Raw genomic sequence first — 16,372 nt, 5'->3', positions numbered from 1 at the left:
GCATTAGTGGTCATTTTCCAAAAATGATTTCGTATGGATCGAGACACCGATGCCAGCCAAGGAACGCTAGAATTGTGATTTCGATCTCGGAACTGTCACCGTGAAATAGTTTCTGTTAGAATCACCGTCCAGTTAAATTGAGTGGTGTTAAGTAATGTCAGATAACCGTTCTGCTAACAGCGATAAAAAAGTTATTGTCGGTATGTCCGGCGGTGTGGACTCGTCCGTTTCTGCCTATCTTCTAAAGCAACAAGGCTACCAAGTGGAAGGCCTGTTCATGAAGAACTGGGAAGAGGACGATAATGAAGAATACTGTACAGCTGCAGAAGATCTTGCTGATGCTCAGGCGGTCTGTGACAAGCTTGGTATTCACCTTCATACCATTAACTTTGCGGCTGAATATTGGGACAACGTTTTTGAGTATTTCCTTGCGGAATACAAAGCAGGTCGTACCCCTAATCCAGATATTCTTTGCAACAAAGAGATCAAATTCAAAGCCTTCTTGGATTTTGCAGACGACGTACTTGAAGCTGACTACATTGCGATGGGTCACTATGTACGCCGTTCATTCCCAGAAAATGGCGAAAAGCCACAAATGCTTCGTGGCATAGACGGCAACAAAGACCAAAGTTACTTCCTATATACACTAAGCAGTGATCAAGTGGCGCGCAGCCTATTCCCTGTTGGTGAGCTTGAAAAGCCTGAAGTACGCCGAATTGCTGAAGAGCAAGGTCTTATCACAGCTAAAAAGAAAGACTCAACAGGTATCTGTTTTATCGGTGAGCGCAAATTTACAGACTTCTTGTCTCGCTATTTGCCAGCGCAACCAGGTAAAATTGAAACACCTGAAGGTAAAGTCATCGGTGAACACCAAGGCTTGATGTACCACACGCTAGGTCAACGTAAAGGCCTGCATATCGGTGGTCAGAAAGGCGGTGGTGGTAACGAAGACCCATGGTACGTAGCAGAAAAAGATCTTAAGCGTAATGTTCTGATTGCAGTTCAAGGCGCGGAACACCCTCTGCTAAAATCACAAGGTCTAGTGGCTTCTCAACTGCATTGGGTAGATCGTGAAACAATCACTGAACCGTTTAAGTGCTCAGTGAAAACACGCTACCGCCAAACAGACATCCCATGTACGGTTGTCCCTGTAGATGAGAAGACGATTAAAGTTCTGTTTGATGAGCCTCAAGTTGCCGTGACTCCTGGTCAATCGGCAGTATTCTACCAAGGCGAAGTCTGTCTTGGTGGCGGTATCATCGAAGATCGCATCTGATGACTAATGACTATCGCTCGTTGAGTGATAGTCAATTTGAGACAATAAACTGTTAGCTATTTAGTTTTTAAGGAGAAGTAAAACGTGGCACACGACCTCTACGACCGCACAATTGCCTTTGCGGGTATTTGCCAAGCGGTGTCCCTAGTCCAAGATGTGGCTAAGAATGGGACCTGTGATTCTGACGCGTTTGAAACTTCTCTAAAAGCGATCCTCAATACCAATCCAAACAGCACTCTTAATGTTTATGGCCGCGAGGCTGATTTACGTATCGGTTTGGAATGTATTGTTAAAGGTATCGATAACTCGCCTGCGGGTAGCGAAATCACCCGTTATATCATTAGTTTGATGGCACTTGAGCGTAAGCTAAACAGCCGCCGTGATGCGATGTCGCAACTCGGTGACCGCTTGAGTATGCTAGAGCGCCAGCTCGACCACTACGAACTGCTAGACGAGCAGATGCTCAGCAATCTCGCCAGTGTCTACCTTGATGTGATCAGCCCTATAGGCCCCCGCATCCAAGTGACAGGCACACCAGCAGTGTTGCAGCAGACAGGCACACAGCAACGCGTGCGTGCTCTGCTTCTTTCTGGTATTCGCAGTGCCGTGCTTTGGCGTCAGGTAGGCGGTAAACGTCGACACCTTATCTTTAGTCGTAAGAAAATGGTCGAACAAGCGCAAATCTTGCTTGCTCGCATGTAACTCAACGACAACTCAGATTTATTAACTCTTAACCTCAACACTCAGGAGAACAACATGGAACTGTCAGCACTGACTGCTGTTTCACCGGTAGATGGCCGTTACGGTAGTAAAACGATTGCGCTACGCAGCATTTTTAGTGAGTATGGCCTTCTCAAGTACCGTACAATCGTTGAAATCCGTTGGCTACAGAAGCTTGCGGCAACTGCGGAAATCGCAGAAGTGCCTGCATTTAGCGCTGAAGCAAATCAATTCCTAGACGACGTTGCAGCAAACTTCAACGAAGAAGACGCTGCTCGCATCAAAGAGATTGAGCGTACAACAAACCATGACGTTAAAGCGGTTGAGTACTTCCTTAAAGAGAAAGTTGCAGGTGTTCCTGAGCTACACGCAGTAAACGAGTTCATTCACTTCGCTTGTACTTCTGAAGATATCAACAACACGTCACACGCTCTAATGCTGAAAGAAGCACGTGATACTGTGATTCTTCCAGAAATCAAAAACATCATCGATGCAATCAAAGCACTTGCTGTTGAATACCGCGATATCCCTCTTCTATCACGTACACACGGCCAGCCAGCTTCACCTTCTACTATGGGTAAAGAGATGGCAAACGTGGCGTACCGTATGGAGCGTCAATACAAGCAGATCGAATCTGTTGAAATTCTAGGTAAAATCAACGGTGCAGTAGGTAACTACAACGCTCACCTTTCTGCTTACCCAGAACTTGATTGGCACAAATTCTCTGAAGAGTTCATCACTGAATCTCTTGGTGTCACTTGGAACCCGTTCACGACGCAAATCGAACCACACGATTACATCGCGGAACTATTCGATGCTGTTGCACGTTTCAACACTATTCTAATCGACTTTGATCGTGACGTATGGGGTTACATTGCACTAGGTCACTTCAAGCAGAAGACAATTGCTGGTGAGATCGGCTCTTCAACAATGCCTCATAAAGTAAACCCAATCGACTTCGAAAACTCTGAAGGTAACTTGGGCCTAGCGAATGCGGTATTTGGCCACCTAGCACAGAAACTGCCTATCTCTCGCTGGCAGCGTGACCTGACTGACTCTACGGTTCTACGTAACCTAGGTGTGGGTGTTGGCTACGCAATCATTGCATACACTTCGACTCTGAAAGGTATCAGCAAGCTTGAAGTTAACCGCGAAGCACTACTAGCAGAGCTTGACCAAAACTGGGAAGTGCTAGCAGAGCCAGTACAAACAGTAATGCGTCGCTACGGCATCGAGAAGCCATACGAGAAGCTAAAAGAGCTAACACGTGGTAAGCGCATTAACGGTGAAGCTATGCGTAACTTCATTGACGGTCTTGAGCTTCCAGAGCACGAAAAAGCACGTCTAAAAGAAATGACACCAGCGAACTACATCGGTCAAGCGATTGAGCTAACTGATTCGCTGTAAGCACTAACAAGCTATAGTTCTAGCCCAGCACATCGCTGGGCTTTTTTGTAACTGAAGTTTTTCTAGCTGAAGAGTTTGAAGCTGAAAATAGGTAAAAAAATAGGAGACCTTGTCGGTCTCCTGTTTTCATTATGGTCGAGTGGGGCTGATTTACAGCTCAACTTCGGCTTCCTTGCGTCTTTTCTTCCATTCCGTCAATAACAGCATACACAGTGAAGTGACAAGCATGATCATATTGTGGAACTACCTTAAAATGTAAAATTAAAAAGAGCGCAGTAGTTAGCTACATAGCTTTGTTAATTATAGCAAGTATTTAACGTTCCACAGAGTGACAAAGACGAAAAATGCGAGCTACCCGCGATTCATCAACTTCTGGCGCAGGCGTTGCTGCGCAACATCTACAAGCAAATCTGGTTGGAACTTGGAAATCAGGCGATCACAGCCAACTTTTTGCACCATGGCTTCGTTGAAGCTACCACTTAATGAAGTGTTCAATGCAACGTAGAGGTTTTTCATTCGCGGATCAGTGCGCACTTCATGAGTCAGCTTATAACCATCCATCTCTGGCATTTCGGCATCAGTTATCATCATAAGCAGCTCTTGGCAAACGTCTTTACCTTCATCAGCCCAGCGCTTCAAAAGACTCAGCGCTTCAGCGCCGTCGCGACACTCAATAATCTCGATACCGAGTTGCGACAGTGTACCTCGCACTTGAGAGCGTGCCGTTGACGAGTCATCGACAACCAAAATCTTCTGCCCATTCATATGGTGAAGAAGGTCAGAATCTAGCACTCCCTCTGAAATACTGACATCGTAATCGATGATTTCGGCCAACACCTTTTCCACATCAATAATTTCGACGATATGATTGCTCTCACCTTCTTTAATTTGAGTAATGGCAGTGAGGTAGTTGTTACGACCGGTCGTAATAGGTGGTGGCTGAATTTCTGTCCAAGCAGTGTTAACAATATTACGTACTTGCCCGACCAAGAATCCCTGCACAGAGCGGTTATACTCGGTAATGATCAAGTTCTGCTCTTCGTCGTTCCCTTGAAGCGTGCTTGGAAAACCAATTGCAGCACGTAAATCAATAACAGGTACTGACTCGCCTCGTAGTGAAGCGACACCTTTAATATTGTGATGCGAACCCGGCAGCTTGGTTAAAGGCGGTACTTTAAGTACCTCTTTGACTTTAAATACGTTAATGGCAAAGATTTGTCGGCTGTTTAGACTAAACAGCAACAGTTCGAGACGGTTTTCACCTACGAGATTGGTTCGTTGGTCAACAGCGTTGAGAACTCCGGACATAAGTCACTCTCATCAAATTGTTAGATTACTTCCATTTATAGACGCTAATTTTACATGTGCGGCAATGATGTGTTAAGCACTCATTTGCAAACGAGTGCGCTACCGCAAATTGTGTAGGATAAATAACCGCTAAGATTATGAAATAAGTAAGAAAAGTTATCCTTCAACCACAGTCATCAAAAGCAAGCCATCATAAAGGGCTTGTTTGATCAGTGCAGCGCCTGGCATTGTCGCTTGTTTATAAAAGCGTGATTCTACTAACTCAAGATCTTGGTGATACACAGGTAAAGTTTGCGTCTCGATACACTCTTGAACGGCAGGATAGAGAATTTCTTTAGCCTGATTGATCGCACCACCAATTAAAATCTTTTCTGGGTTAAACAAATTAATCACTATTGCAATCGCTGAACCTAGGTGGCGGCCAAGCTTTTCGACCACATCAACGGCAAGCTTATCCCCCTGAGCCGCTGCAGCACAGATGCTCTCAACTGAGACCTCAAACTCACCCTCTAGAATAGAAGATTCACCCGCGGCGATCCGCTCAGTTACTTGGTCTCGAATCGCTTGTGAACTCGCAACAGTCTCAAGACAACCTCGATTGCCACAATGACAAGCTTTACCGTTAGGGTCTATCTGAATGTGCCCGAGCTCACCAATGTTACCGTGACGGCCTTGAAGAACGCGTCCATCAAGGATAATACCCGCCCCTAAGCCATGGTGGATAGAGATAAGCACAGAGTTATCGTTATCTTGCGAGTGGCCATAAAGCTTCTCTGCCAGCGCCCAAGCGCGCGTATCGTTGGCAATAAACACGGGAAGACCCGTCGCTTTGTAGATTTCAGGACCTAGGGCAAGGTTCTTTACATTGTAATGGGGCATCTGCAAAACGATACCTTCATCAGAATTCACCAGACCAGGCAAGGTGATGGCAATACTGGTTACTCTGTCCAGCTGCTCGGAATAAGATTGGAAGAATTCATCGATCTCATGCAAAAGACGCTCAAGCAGGTCATCTTGATCCAACTCGTGAATCTCTATCTTGGTATCGATAAGAACTTCACCACCGAGCTCATGCAAAGCGATGGTCAAATAACCTCGCCCTAAACGGATGGATAGGAATTGCCAACCTTCATTGTTCACCTGCAATCCAACCGCGGGACGACCGCGACTCGTTGCTTCTTGAACCGTAGTCTCATGAATTAAGTGAGCAGCAATAAGTTCACGAGTAATCTTTGTGATACTCGCTGGTGCAAGCTCACTCTCTTTCGATAAATCAATGCGTGAGATAGGACCTTTTTGATCGATCAGTTTATACACACGGCCAGCGTTAATCTGTTTAATATGATCGATGTGCCCAGGATGAGCCGTGTACATAGTGAACTCCTAAATCAATAACCTAGCAATTTTTTTACTTTGCGAAGTAATTGTGAAGTAGTTTAATAGCCATGCGTGACCCATATCACAAAGTCCTTGTAATGTTTGGGCGTGTTATCAAAGTTCACCTGACTATTTGTGCAAATAACACACAAACCAAGAGGAGCAAACCGTGGCTCTGGCCAAAGAGAAGGCTCAAGGGCTCACTCGTTCTTGCGCTAATTTCTCGGCGCATATAAAGTCTTTGATAAACCGATAACCTGCGTCCAAGCCAAGTTGATAATCGTGAGTAAGATCTTCTTTGGTACTCATTAGAGCGCTCGAACGAAGCGTTTCTTGTGGCTTAATTTGAACGATAAAACAATCATCCGGCGGGTTGTTGAGAAAGTCTTGCGTCAGAGAATAGGTCTGATAGTGAATAAGCAGCATATCCGCTAATCCAGAGTCGAAATTATCGCCAAATACATGACTGAGACGATAAATATCTTGAGCGCCAAACAACCATCTACCGCCATTTAACAAAGGTAGATGAGCGTGTTTTTCTTCCCTTTCCCGATTGGCTTGGCCTATCTTTTGTTCAACAAAACCACTCCAGCTTGCCTTCCACTTTTCAACCTGATTCTCCCAACCACCATCACTTTGATGCTCTCTCTCAAACTCAATCTGAGTCGATAGAGACTCTTCTAGTGGCGACATTTCATCTTCAGTACGAATAGTTATGATAGTGCGGGCATTATTTCTCCAGGCTTGCTGAATGGGAATAGCGGCAGAAATACCACCGTCATAGTAGCGATGACTACCCACCGCCACGCTATCACGATAGAGATAGGGAATAGCGCAGGTGGCAACCAATACCGAAAACCAGTCATCTTGAAGCATTGGAAGATATCGATCTTTTAAAGTATCAGCGCAAGTGACAGCAGCATACGCTTTGCGATCACCTAAAACCTGGCGTCCGAGGTCAAGATCGAGCTTCAAAGGATACTGCTTAAGTTGTTCAAACCCCCACTCTAGATTCAGATAACGATGGCGTTTGAGAAAACCAAACAGACTAAAAAAATCATCACTGGTGGTGACATCAAGTAGGAAATGTCGACCTAAGGTATGCTGCCTGCATAGGTAGGCGCACAAGTTGAGTGCGCCAGCCGATGTACCGTAAAACTCATCGAAAGGGTCAAAGTCACTCATTATAAAGGCATCTAATACACCTGCAGTAAAGATACCTCTTTGACCGCCCCCTTGGGTCACGAGAGTCGTTTTTCCTTGGCAATATCGACTTAAACGATCAAGATTGAGATCGCTGCTTATGTTGGAGACACTGCCAAAATTTTTCGACATTTAAGGCTCTAGTTGGCGATAGCGACCAAACCATACCCAATCAATACCGTGAAGATAACGGCAACGATAACCAGTGCAAAGCGTAAATTTTGATCCATAATTTTATTCCTTGTTATTGGCGTAGGTATAAAGAAATCATAGTTTCTTTTTTATTGATTACATTAACTATATACAGTGGTGTGAAGTGACTTCAATAAAAGCAAATAAGTTCTTCACAATTATGACGTTATGTTCACAATTAGAAGATATAGCGAAATTCACAGCAAAGGGAAAAGTCTATGCAAAAGCAACTCTACCGTTCTATGTCGGTTAAGCCTGTTATATTCGGCGTTATCGCTTCGGTATGCTCAATTCCTGTCTTAGCCAGTGATATATACGTAACTCCCTGGGTAGGCATCACTGGTGGTGGCAAAGTGGTTAACGAAGATGGAAAAGAGTTCGACTTCAAGCCTTCTGAAAATTTTGCGCTGCAAATAGAAATGCCTATACAACAGGGACGCATTGGCCTTTTCTATCATTATCAAGGTACTGAGGTCGACGATATTAACGCGAAAGTAGATAGTCACTATCTGTTATTTCAAAGTGCTGTACACTATGACGTCCATGACAAACTGACCACTCATCTGGGTATTGGCCTTGGTGGCGCTTATACCGAGGCAGATTGGGTAAAAGACAACTTGGGCTTCGCTGCAAGCATCTATGGTGGCGTCGAGCACGAGCTACAAGATAACCTTTACCTGACTGGCCAAATACGCTGGCTTGGCACTGTGGTTGATAACGACACTACCGCGATATGCAATCTACCTAGTGGCCAAGACGGAAACTGTGTTATTCGCTTCAAGACTGACTGGATGAACCAATTTTCGGCCAACCTTGGTGTCACTTTTAAGTTTTAAGCTGCCGAACAATCTGTGGGTGTGATATACACCCACTTTCCACTTGCTGCACAATCCGTTACCCTATCGTTTTCAAACCTACCTGCCCTTACTTATGCTAAACAAACCCAATGCAGCAATCTTCGTAGACGTACAAAACATCTATTACACGACTCGCGAAGCGTTTAATCGCAACTTTGACTACAACGTGTTTTGGCGTGAAGTTGAGCAGGAATATTCAATCGAGCACGCTTATGCGTATGCGATTGCCAGCAAGCAAGAGAAGCAGCGCCAGTTTCACCACATATTGCGTGGTATCGGCTTTCAAGTGAAGCTCAAGCCTTTTACTCAGCGTTCAGATGGCAGTACCAAAGGTGATTGGGATGTGGGTATCGCTTTGGACGTATTCGAAACCGCAAACCAAGTAGATACAGTGATTTTGCTATCCGGCGATGGAGATTTCGATGTGTTGGCAGAGCGCATTCAACAACGCTTTGGCGTTAAGGTTATCGTGTATAGCGTTAAGCAACTAACGGCTCAATCCCTGATTGATCAAGCCAGTCAGTATGTCGCTATTGAGGATCATTTACTTCTGTAGTCTCAACCTGCTCTGTACTTTCTTGAGCAGCAGCTTCTGCTTCCATTTTGGCGCGTTCCGCTTTTGAGATGTATCTTGGCTTGTTGCTCTTGTGAAGCTTCGCGTTCATTTTCTTTTGCTTAGCTTTTAAAATCGAATTGATTTTCTTTTTGCGGTTCATGCTTGCCCCCTAAAAATAAGGGGCGCAGTATACCCCTTCGCCGTTGTGAGTTAAAGTGAGATACGCTCACGCCCATGCGGAGATGCTAAGTCCAGAACAGGCCCCATTGGAACAACCTGTGTAGGATTGATACCAACATGACTGAAGTAGTAATGACGCTTGATATGATAAAAATCGACCGTCTGCGCAATGCCATCCATTTGATACAGCTCTTTCATATACGCATTCAGCGCCGGATAATCGGCAATACGTTTTTGATTGCACTTAAAATGCCCGACATAGACAGCATCAAATCGGATAAGAGTAGTAAACAGACGCCAATCCGCTTCAGTCAGTGCCTCTCCAACTAAATAACGAGAGGTGGTTAGGTGCTCTTCCAGCTGTTCTAACGCGCTGAATAGTGCACTAAAAGCCTCTTCATAAGCTGATTGCGATGTTGCAAAGCCACAGCGATATACGCCATTATTGATGTTTGGGTAGATAAACTCATTCCACTTATCAATATCGCTTTGTAGGTGAGTTGGGTAGTAATCGTCTGTATTACCAGTTAAATCATTAAATACTGAATTAAACATGCGGATGATTTCTGAAGATTCATTACTCACGATAGACTGTGTCTTTTTATCCCACAACACTGGAACCGTCACTCGACCAGTATAATCCAACTTGGCGCGGGTATAGACCTGATGTAGCCTTGTGGCACCGAACAGAGGCTCAGGCTCAATAAACTCCCACCCTTCAGAGAGCATGTCCGGACTGACAACCGTCACATCGATATGCTCAGATAACCCTTTAAGCTGACGCAATATCAATGTGCGATGAGCCCAAGGACAGGCAAGTGAGACATAGAGATGGTAACGTCCTGACTCCGGCTGGAACTTCGCTTGTTGATCATTCGTCACCCAGTCACGAAAACCAGCATCCTCTCGTACAAATTTACCACCGCTTTTGTTGGTGTCATACCAGACATCATGCCAAACACCCTCAACCAACTTACCCATATCCCTCTCCAAATCGAGTCATCGTTCAATCAGTATATAAGCTCTACAAAAAGACAAAGCCCATTTTTCCTGTTCAACATCATCAAATTATTTGAACCTCTTGTAAGGACAGACAAGATAAGACCCGTACTTTCCTTCAAACCTTGAAAGGACAGGCAGGATAAGCTAATCATGCCTGTCCTTATAAGAATAAAATCGACATTCGCTTGGAAGGACAGTCTAAATCTCAGTCTCCTTCACAATCTCAAACGCTTGTTGAAAGAACAGTCCACAATCTAATGCGAGCAAGTTATCGCGCCTGTCCTTACAAGGAAAAGCAAACGTTTGGCTTTTGGATAAAAAAAGCGCGGTTTCCGAAGAAGACCGCGCTTAAGCCCGTCACAGGCTGAATGGGTAAGGCTTACACTACGACGTGTAAGCAAGACACAGCGTGGGTGTCGTTACCTTGAATGGTCGGTTTGCGTTGTGCGCACTCGTCGGTTGCTTGTGGGCAACGCGTACGGAAAACACAACCTGAAGGCGGGTTGATAGGTGAAGGAAGGTCGCCTTCCAGCATCTCTATCTTCTTCGCGCGCTCAAGCTTTGGATCTGGGATTGGCACGGCAGACATCAATGCCCTTGTGTAAGGGTGTTTAGGGTCAGCAAATAGGGCTTCAGCTTCACCAAGCTCCACTGCATTACCTAGGTACATAACCAGTACACGATCCGAGATGTGTTTTACAACAGAAAGGTCATGAGCAATGAAGACTAGCGACAGGCCAAGCTCTTTTTGTAGCTCTTTTAGCAGGTTCACCACCTGTGCCTGAATCGATACATCCAGTGCAGAAACCGGCTCATCACAAATAATCATCTTTGGGTTAAGAATCAAAGCACGCGCAATACCGATACGCTGGCACTGACCACCGGAGAACTCATGTGGGTAGCGGTTGATAACGTTAGGTAGCAGACCTACTTTCATCATCATCTCTTTAACGCGATCTTTTACTTCTTCTTTCGACAATTGCGGGAAGAAAGTACGCAGTGGCTCAGCGATAATATCACCAACTGTCATACGCGGGTTAAGTGATGCCAACGGGTCTTGGAAGATCATCTGCATCTCTTTACGAGTATTACGACGTTCCACCTCTTTCATTTTTATCACGTCTTGGCCAAGCCAAACAACCTCGCCCTCAGTCGCTTCGACCAAGCCGATAATTGCGCGGGCGAAAGTCGATTTACCACATCCAGACTCTCCAACAACGCCTAATGTCTCACCTTCATAAAGGCGAACATCAACACCATCTACCGCTTTAAGGTTCGCTGGCTTAGACCAAGGCCAAGCCGATTTAGAGGCAATGCTAAAGTGAACTTTAAGGTCTTTTACATCTAACAGTAATTTCTTTTCTACGCTCATTTTGCCCAAGCCTCCCAATCAGAAAAACATGCACGGTGACGGTTGTCGCCAAACGGCGTCAGAATCGGTGCTTCACGCTTACAACGGTCTGTCACACGGTGACAACGCTCTTGATAAGGGCAGCCTGGTGGCAAACGAAGTAAGTTTGGTGGATTGCCTGGGATAGTAGGCAGAATTTCACCTTCCGTATCCAAGCGAGGGATAGCTTTTAATAGGCCTTCAGCATATGGGTGGCTTGGGTTGTAGAAGATATCGTCAACCGTGCCATACTCCATCGTACGACCTGCGTACATCACCAATACCTTGTCGCACGATCCCGCAACAACACCTAAATCGTGGGTGATCATAATGATCGCCGTATTGAATTCAGATTTCAGCTCGTTCAATAGGTCCATGATCTGTGCTTGCACCGTCACGTCTAGTGCCGTGGTCGGTTCATCTGCAATCAGGAGCTTAGGACGACAAAGCAGCGCCATTGCGATCATGACGCGCTGACGCATACCGCCAGAAAACTCATGCGGATACATAGTGATACGTTTACGCGCCTCAGGAATTTTTACCGCTTCGAGCATGCGTACAGACTCTTCAAACGCTTCTGCTTTACCCATGCCTTTATGTAGCATCAACACTTCCATCAGCTGATCGCTAACTTTCATGTATGGGTTTAGAGACGTCATTGGGTCTTGGAAGATCATTGCGATCTGTTCCGCACGAACCTTATTTAACGCTTTTTCTGGAAGGTTTAGAATCTCGTTACCTTCAAATTTTGCACTACCTGAAATGATGCCGTTTTTCGCCAGCAACCCCATGATAGCAAATACCGTTTGTGATTTACCTGAACCAGATTCACCTACGATACCGAGTGTCTCACCCTGATTAAGTGAGAAATTTAGATCATTCACTGCGGTAACAATACCGTCTTGAGTCGTAAACTCAACGCGCAGATCTTTTACGTCTAGTAAGCTCATTGTTACTTCCTCAATCTTGATTAACGGTCTTTTGGATCTAGCGCGTCACGCAGACCATCACCGACATAGTTAAAGCAGAAAAGTGTCACTACCATAAATGCCGCTGGGAACGCCAGCTGCCAGATAGCCACTTCCATCGTGTTCGCGCCCTCTTGGAGCAATGCGCCCCAACTTGTCATCGGCTCTTGAACACCCAGACCAAGGAAAGAAAGGAATGATTCAGTCAAAATCATGCTTGGAATCAATAGCGTAGAGTAAACCGCAACGATACCTAATACGTTTGGAACAATATGACGAGTAATAATATTCCACTTACTCACACCACACACGTGTGCTGCTTCAATGAACTCTTTACTACGTAAGCTCAGCGTCTGACCACGCACGATACGCGCCATATCCAGCCAAGCAATCGCACCGATAGCAACAAAGATCAGCACGATATTACGACCAAAGATCGTCACCAAAACGATAACCAAGAACATAAATGGTACGGCGTATAAGATCTCTAGAATACGCATCATCACGCGGTCAACTTTACCACCGATAAAGCCTGAAGCCGCACCGTAGAGCGTACCAATCAAAACCGCAACAAGTGCGCCCATGACACCCACCATCAGCGAGATACGGCCGCCAACAAGAGTACGAACATATAGGTCTCGACCAAGAGCGTCTGTGCCAAAGAAGTGCGACCAAGATGGTGCAGAGTGGATCGCGTACCAATCGGTATCATCAAAGCTGTACTGCGCAAACATTGGCAGAAAAATCACCGACAATGTCATAATCGTAAGGACAACAAGGCTCGCCATCGCCGCTTTATTGCGCATAAAGCGAATGCGTGCGTCTTGCCATAAACTGCGACCTTCAATCTCTAGGTTCTCAGAGAACTTCTCGATCGCATCTAAATTTTCTTTTTTCGTTAACATGTTAGCTCTCCAACCTAGTAGCGAATCTTCGGATCGATGTACGCCAGAAGAATATCAACCACGGCGTTGAACAGAATAAACAAGAAGCCAATTAGGATAGTGACCCCCATAACCAATGAGTAATCACGGTTAAAGGCAGCATTAACGAACAGCTTACCGATACCCGGTAAACCAAAGATGGTTTCAATAACCACTGAGCCTGTGATGATGCCGACAAACGCAGGGCCCATGTAAGAAACCACTGGCAGCATCGCTGGGCGCAATGCATGTTTGAAAATGATGTAACGGTAGCTCAAACCTTTCGCGCGAGCGGTGCGGATAAAGTTACTGTTTAACGTCTCAATCATCGAACCACGTGTAATACGGGCAAAGGTCGCCACATACAACAGTGACATACCAAGTACTGGCAACGCCATATACTTAAAGCCACCGTCATGCCAACCACCAGCAGGCAGCCAACCAAGATTAATTGAGAAGAGATAAATCAGAACAGGTGCCAACACGAAGGATGGCATCACCACCCCGAGCATGGCGGTCGCCATAATACTGTAATCGAGCCAGGTATTTTGCCGCAGCGCCGCAATGGTGCCGACCCCTACCCCCATAATGACGGTAAAGATAAAGGCAGCAAAACCAACCTTTGCAGACACAGGCAATGCGCCTGAAATCAGCTCGTTTACTGAGAAATCTTTGTATTTGAATGAGGGACCAAAATCACCGCGTAGGATGTTTCCTAAGTAGGTAAAGTATTGCTCCGAGACAGGCTTATCTAAGCCATATTTTGCGTTGATGTTTGCCATAACTTCTGGCGGCAAAGGGCGCTCAGTCGAAAATGGGTTACCTGGTGCGAAACGCATAAGAAAGAAAGAGACCGTGATCAATACCAACATGGTTGGAATTGCTTCAAAGATCCTTTTCGCTATGAATTTAAGCATAAACTCACTCTTTCAGTCTGTGACATGTGTAATTAAAAAGCTCCATTGCCAAATCCGGGCAATAGAAAACTCAAGAGCCTGCCGTAACAGGCTCTTATTCTTATAGTTTTACGATTTAACGTATTGCTAGCGCTTAAACGCTATTACTTGATGTAAAGATCTTTCGAGAAGATCTTGTTCTCAGCGTTGTTTGATGGGAAACCACCAACCGATGGAGAAACGAGACGTGAGCTAACGTACTGGTAGATAGGCGCAATTGGCATATCACGAGCAAGTAGCTTTTCAGCTTCTAGGTAAGCAGCTTGACGATCCGCTTCGTTAGTCGCTAGCATCGCTTTCTCCATAACCTGATCGTACTCAGCATTGTGGTACTTAGGATCGTTAGAGCTGTTGCTTGATTGCATTAGCGATAGGAACGAAGATGCTTCGTTGTAGTCACCACACCAACCCGCGCGAGTCACATCAAAGTTACCTTGACGACGAGTATCTAGGTAAGTTTTCCACTCTTGGTTTTCTAGTGTGATATCAACACCTAGGTCTTTCTTCCACATAGACTGGATTGCAGTAGCAATCTTACGGTGGTTTTCAGACGTGTTGTAAAGAAGGTTGAACTTCAGTGGGTTAGATGCATCGAAGCCCGCATCAGCAAGAAGCTTCTTCGCTTCTTCTACACGTTGCTCTTGAGTCATTTCACCGTAAGCAGGTAGCTCAGGGTTGAAGCCAGCAGTGATTTCCGGAGTTAGGAAGTAAGCTGGTTTCTGGCCTTGACCTAGAATGATGTTAGTAATGACATCACGGTCAATCGCGTACGATAGAGCTTGACGAACGCGCGCATCATCAAATGGTGCTTTTGCGTTGTTAAAGCCGTAGTAGTAAGTACATAGGTTACCCACTACAGAAACTGATTCTGGGTGCTCTGTCTGTAGACGTTTGAAGTGCTCGATTGGCAGTTCGTTAGTGATATGAATTTCGCCAGATAGGAAGCGGTTCATCTCAGCAACTTGGTTTTCAATCGGTAGGTAAGTCACTTTGTCTAGTTTGGTATCAGCGTTGTCCCAGTAGTTATCGTTACGAACAAGCTCGATGCGCTCATTCACTACCCAGTTGCTGATCTTAAATGCGCCGTTACCAACAAAGTTTTCAGGCTTAGTCCAAGTGTCACCGTGAGCTTCAACTGTCGCGCGGTGAACCGGCTTCATTGTTGTGTGGCCCATCATTGCAACAAAGTATGGAACTGGCTTTTCAAGAGTCACTTCTAGTGTGTTTGCGTCGATAGCACGCACGCCTAGAGTCTCTTTATCTGCTTCACCTGCGATAATCGCTTTTGCGTTGTCCATACGAGTGTATTCAACATACCAAGAATAAGGAGAGGCAGTTGCAGGGTCGACAGCACGCTTGAAGCTGTATACGAAGTCTTCAGCAGTAACTGGGTCACCGTTAGACCACTTAGCGTCTTTACGTAGATTGAAAGTGAAAGTTTTGTTGTCTGTCGTTTGCCAGCTTTCTGCAACACCAGGAATAGTGTTACCGTCAGCATCTTGGTTTACTAGACCTTCCAGAAGATCACGAATTACGTGAGACTCTGGAACACCTTCCGTTTTGTGAGGGTCTAGAGAAGCAACTTCAGTACCGTTACCACGGACTAGTTCTTGAACGGCTGGCGCCTCAGATTCTGTTGCTTTAGGTTGAGCAGCTTGTGTTTCTTCTGGCTTTTCACCACAACCAGCAAGCGCAAGTGACAGGCCCGCACCCAAGAATAGAGCGCGAGTGATTTTATTCTTATACATGCATTTAACTCCAAGTTATATTTTTGCATCCATGACTACTTTGTGCGCAAGCTTGAACGGAAAGCTATGGGCTTAGGCTGTATAAAAAGACCTAAAAATCCCTTAATCACACAAAGATTACGGCACACATTACCAACCATCGAAGCAATTTGCCACAAAAATGTAACCAACCACCCCATAACTTTCCGTTTTAGTATAAAATTCAGCATAAAATGCTACTGAGAAATCAAACTCAAAAATATTTACGCAAATTTTATTGGTCAGACTAGTTTGCTGTGCCAATTTCGCTGAACGAAACGATAAAAGCAG

At 45.3% G+C, this 16,372-nt stretch carries 16 protein-coding genes; 5 read left to right on the top strand and 11 right to left on the bottom strand.

The window, feature by feature from the left end; translation table 11 throughout:
* The first annotated feature begins 154 nt into the window (after positions 1-154).
* The 3 genes from mnmA (at position 155) to purB (ending at position 3,403) form a co-directional block, all read left to right on the top strand.
* Positions 155-1,276 carry a tRNA 2-thiouridine(34) synthase MnmA gene (gene mnmA / locus QWZ05_RS17960; RefSeq protein WP_264877135.1) on the top strand — a complete coding sequence of 374 codons (1,122 nt, stop codon included), beginning with the start codon at positions 155-157 and terminating at the stop codon, positions 1,274-1,276.
* A gap of 84 nt (positions 1,277-1,360) precedes the next feature.
* The gene (hflD, locus tag QWZ05_RS17955; protein ID WP_264877134.1) at positions 1,361-1,978 is read left to right on the top strand and encodes a high frequency lysogenization protein HflD; all 618 of its coding nucleotides are present in this window, start codon (positions 1,361-1,363) and stop codon (positions 1,976-1,978) included.
* A 54-nt stretch (positions 1,979-2,032) separates the two neighbouring features.
* The gene (gene purB / locus QWZ05_RS17950) at positions 2,033-3,403 is read left to right on the top strand and encodes an adenylosuccinate lyase (protein ID WP_264877133.1); all 1,371 of its coding nucleotides are present in this window, start codon (positions 2,033-2,035) and stop codon (positions 3,401-3,403) included.
* Between the two features lie 351 nt (positions 3,404-3,754).
* Here purB and QWZ05_RS17945 read toward each other — a convergent pair whose 3' ends face one another.
* From QWZ05_RS17945 to cydH, 4 genes are all read right to left on the bottom strand, one after another.
* The gene (locus QWZ05_RS17945) at positions 3,755-4,711 is read right to left on the bottom strand and encodes a chemotaxis protein CheV (protein WP_264877132.1); all 957 of its coding nucleotides are present in this window, start codon (positions 4,709-4,711) and stop codon (positions 3,755-3,757) included.
* Positions 4,712-4,867: 156 nt separating this feature from the next.
* The gene (gene mlc / locus QWZ05_RS17940) at positions 4,868-6,085 is read right to left on the bottom strand and encodes a sugar metabolism global transcriptional regulator Mlc (RefSeq protein WP_264877131.1); all 1,218 of its coding nucleotides are present in this window, start codon (positions 6,083-6,085) and stop codon (positions 4,868-4,870) included.
* A gap of 195 nt (positions 6,086-6,280) precedes the next feature.
* Positions 6,281-7,423, bottom strand: a complete 1,143-nt coding sequence (locus QWZ05_RS17935) for a patatin-like phospholipase family protein (RefSeq protein ID WP_264877130.1) — start codon at positions 7,421-7,423, stop codon at positions 6,281-6,283.
* 8 nt (positions 7,424-7,431) lie between these two features.
* Positions 7,432-7,521, bottom strand: coding sequence for a cytochrome bd-I oxidase subunit CydH (gene cydH, locus QWZ05_RS17930; protein WP_290299833.1), 90 nt, complete (start codon positions 7,519-7,521; stop codon positions 7,432-7,434).
* Between the two features lie 204 nt (positions 7,522-7,725).
* Here cydH and QWZ05_RS17925 point away from each other — a divergent pair, with 204 nt between their 5' ends.
* Both QWZ05_RS17925 and QWZ05_RS17920 read left to right on the top strand, forming a co-directional pair.
* Entirely contained in the window at positions 7,726-8,319 is a 594-nt protein-coding gene (locus tag QWZ05_RS17925) for a porin family protein (RefSeq protein ID WP_390216860.1), read from the top strand.
* A gap of 94 nt (positions 8,320-8,413) precedes the next feature.
* Complete coding sequence (locus QWZ05_RS17920; protein WP_264877127.1) at positions 8,414-8,896, top strand: LabA-like NYN domain-containing protein; 483 nt, start codon at positions 8,414-8,416, stop codon at positions 8,894-8,896.
* On the opposite strand, the gene QWZ05_RS17915 is transcribed toward QWZ05_RS17920, so the two are convergent.
* The 7 genes from QWZ05_RS17915 to QWZ05_RS17885 form a co-directional block, all read right to left on the bottom strand.
* Positions 8,871-9,056, bottom strand: a complete 186-nt coding sequence (locus QWZ05_RS17915; RefSeq protein WP_264877126.1) for a DUF2986 domain-containing protein — start codon at positions 9,054-9,056, stop codon at positions 8,871-8,873. The genes QWZ05_RS17920 and QWZ05_RS17915 overlap by 26 nt on opposite strands.
* Positions 9,057-9,106: 50 nt before the next feature.
* Positions 9,107-10,057 carry a glutathione S-transferase family protein gene (locus QWZ05_RS17910; protein WP_290299829.1) on the bottom strand — a complete coding sequence of 317 codons (951 nt, stop codon included), beginning with the start codon at positions 10,055-10,057 and terminating at the stop codon, positions 9,107-9,109.
* Positions 10,058-10,457: 400 nt separating this feature from the next.
* Positions 10,458-11,450 carry a murein tripeptide/oligopeptide ABC transporter ATP binding protein OppF gene (gene oppF, locus QWZ05_RS17905; protein ID WP_290299827.1) on the bottom strand — a complete coding sequence of 331 codons (993 nt, stop codon included), beginning with the start codon at positions 11,448-11,450 and terminating at the stop codon, positions 10,458-10,460.
* Entirely contained in the window at positions 11,447-12,418 is a 972-nt protein-coding gene (locus QWZ05_RS17900; protein ID WP_290299825.1) for an ABC transporter ATP-binding protein, read from the bottom strand. The genes oppF and QWZ05_RS17900 overlap by 4 nt, the downstream gene beginning before the upstream one ends.
* 20 nt (positions 12,419-12,438) lie before the next feature.
* Complete coding sequence (gene oppC / locus QWZ05_RS17895; RefSeq protein WP_264877122.1) at positions 12,439-13,341, bottom strand: oligopeptide ABC transporter permease OppC; 903 nt, start codon at positions 13,339-13,341, stop codon at positions 12,439-12,441.
* 14 nt (positions 13,342-13,355) lie between these two features.
* On the bottom strand, positions 13,356-14,276 hold the full coding sequence (gene oppB / locus QWZ05_RS17890; RefSeq protein ID WP_264877121.1) for an oligopeptide ABC transporter permease OppB: 921 nt from the start codon (positions 14,274-14,276) through the stop codon (positions 13,356-13,358).
* Positions 14,277-14,419: 143 nt separating this feature from the next.
* Complete coding sequence (locus tag QWZ05_RS17885; RefSeq protein WP_264877120.1) at positions 14,420-16,063, bottom strand: peptide ABC transporter substrate-binding protein; 1,644 nt, start codon at positions 16,061-16,063, stop codon at positions 14,420-14,422.
* Positions 16,064-16,372: the final 309 nt, after the last annotated feature.

The organism is Vibrio agarivorans, from assembly GCF_030409635.1.
In the GTDB taxonomy this organism is placed as follows: domain Bacteria; phylum Pseudomonadota; class Gammaproteobacteria; order Enterobacterales; family Vibrionaceae; genus Vibrio; species Vibrio agarivorans.
The sequence above is the reverse complement of the archived record's forward strand: the minus strand, read 5'-3'. Positions and strand labels throughout refer to the sequence as shown.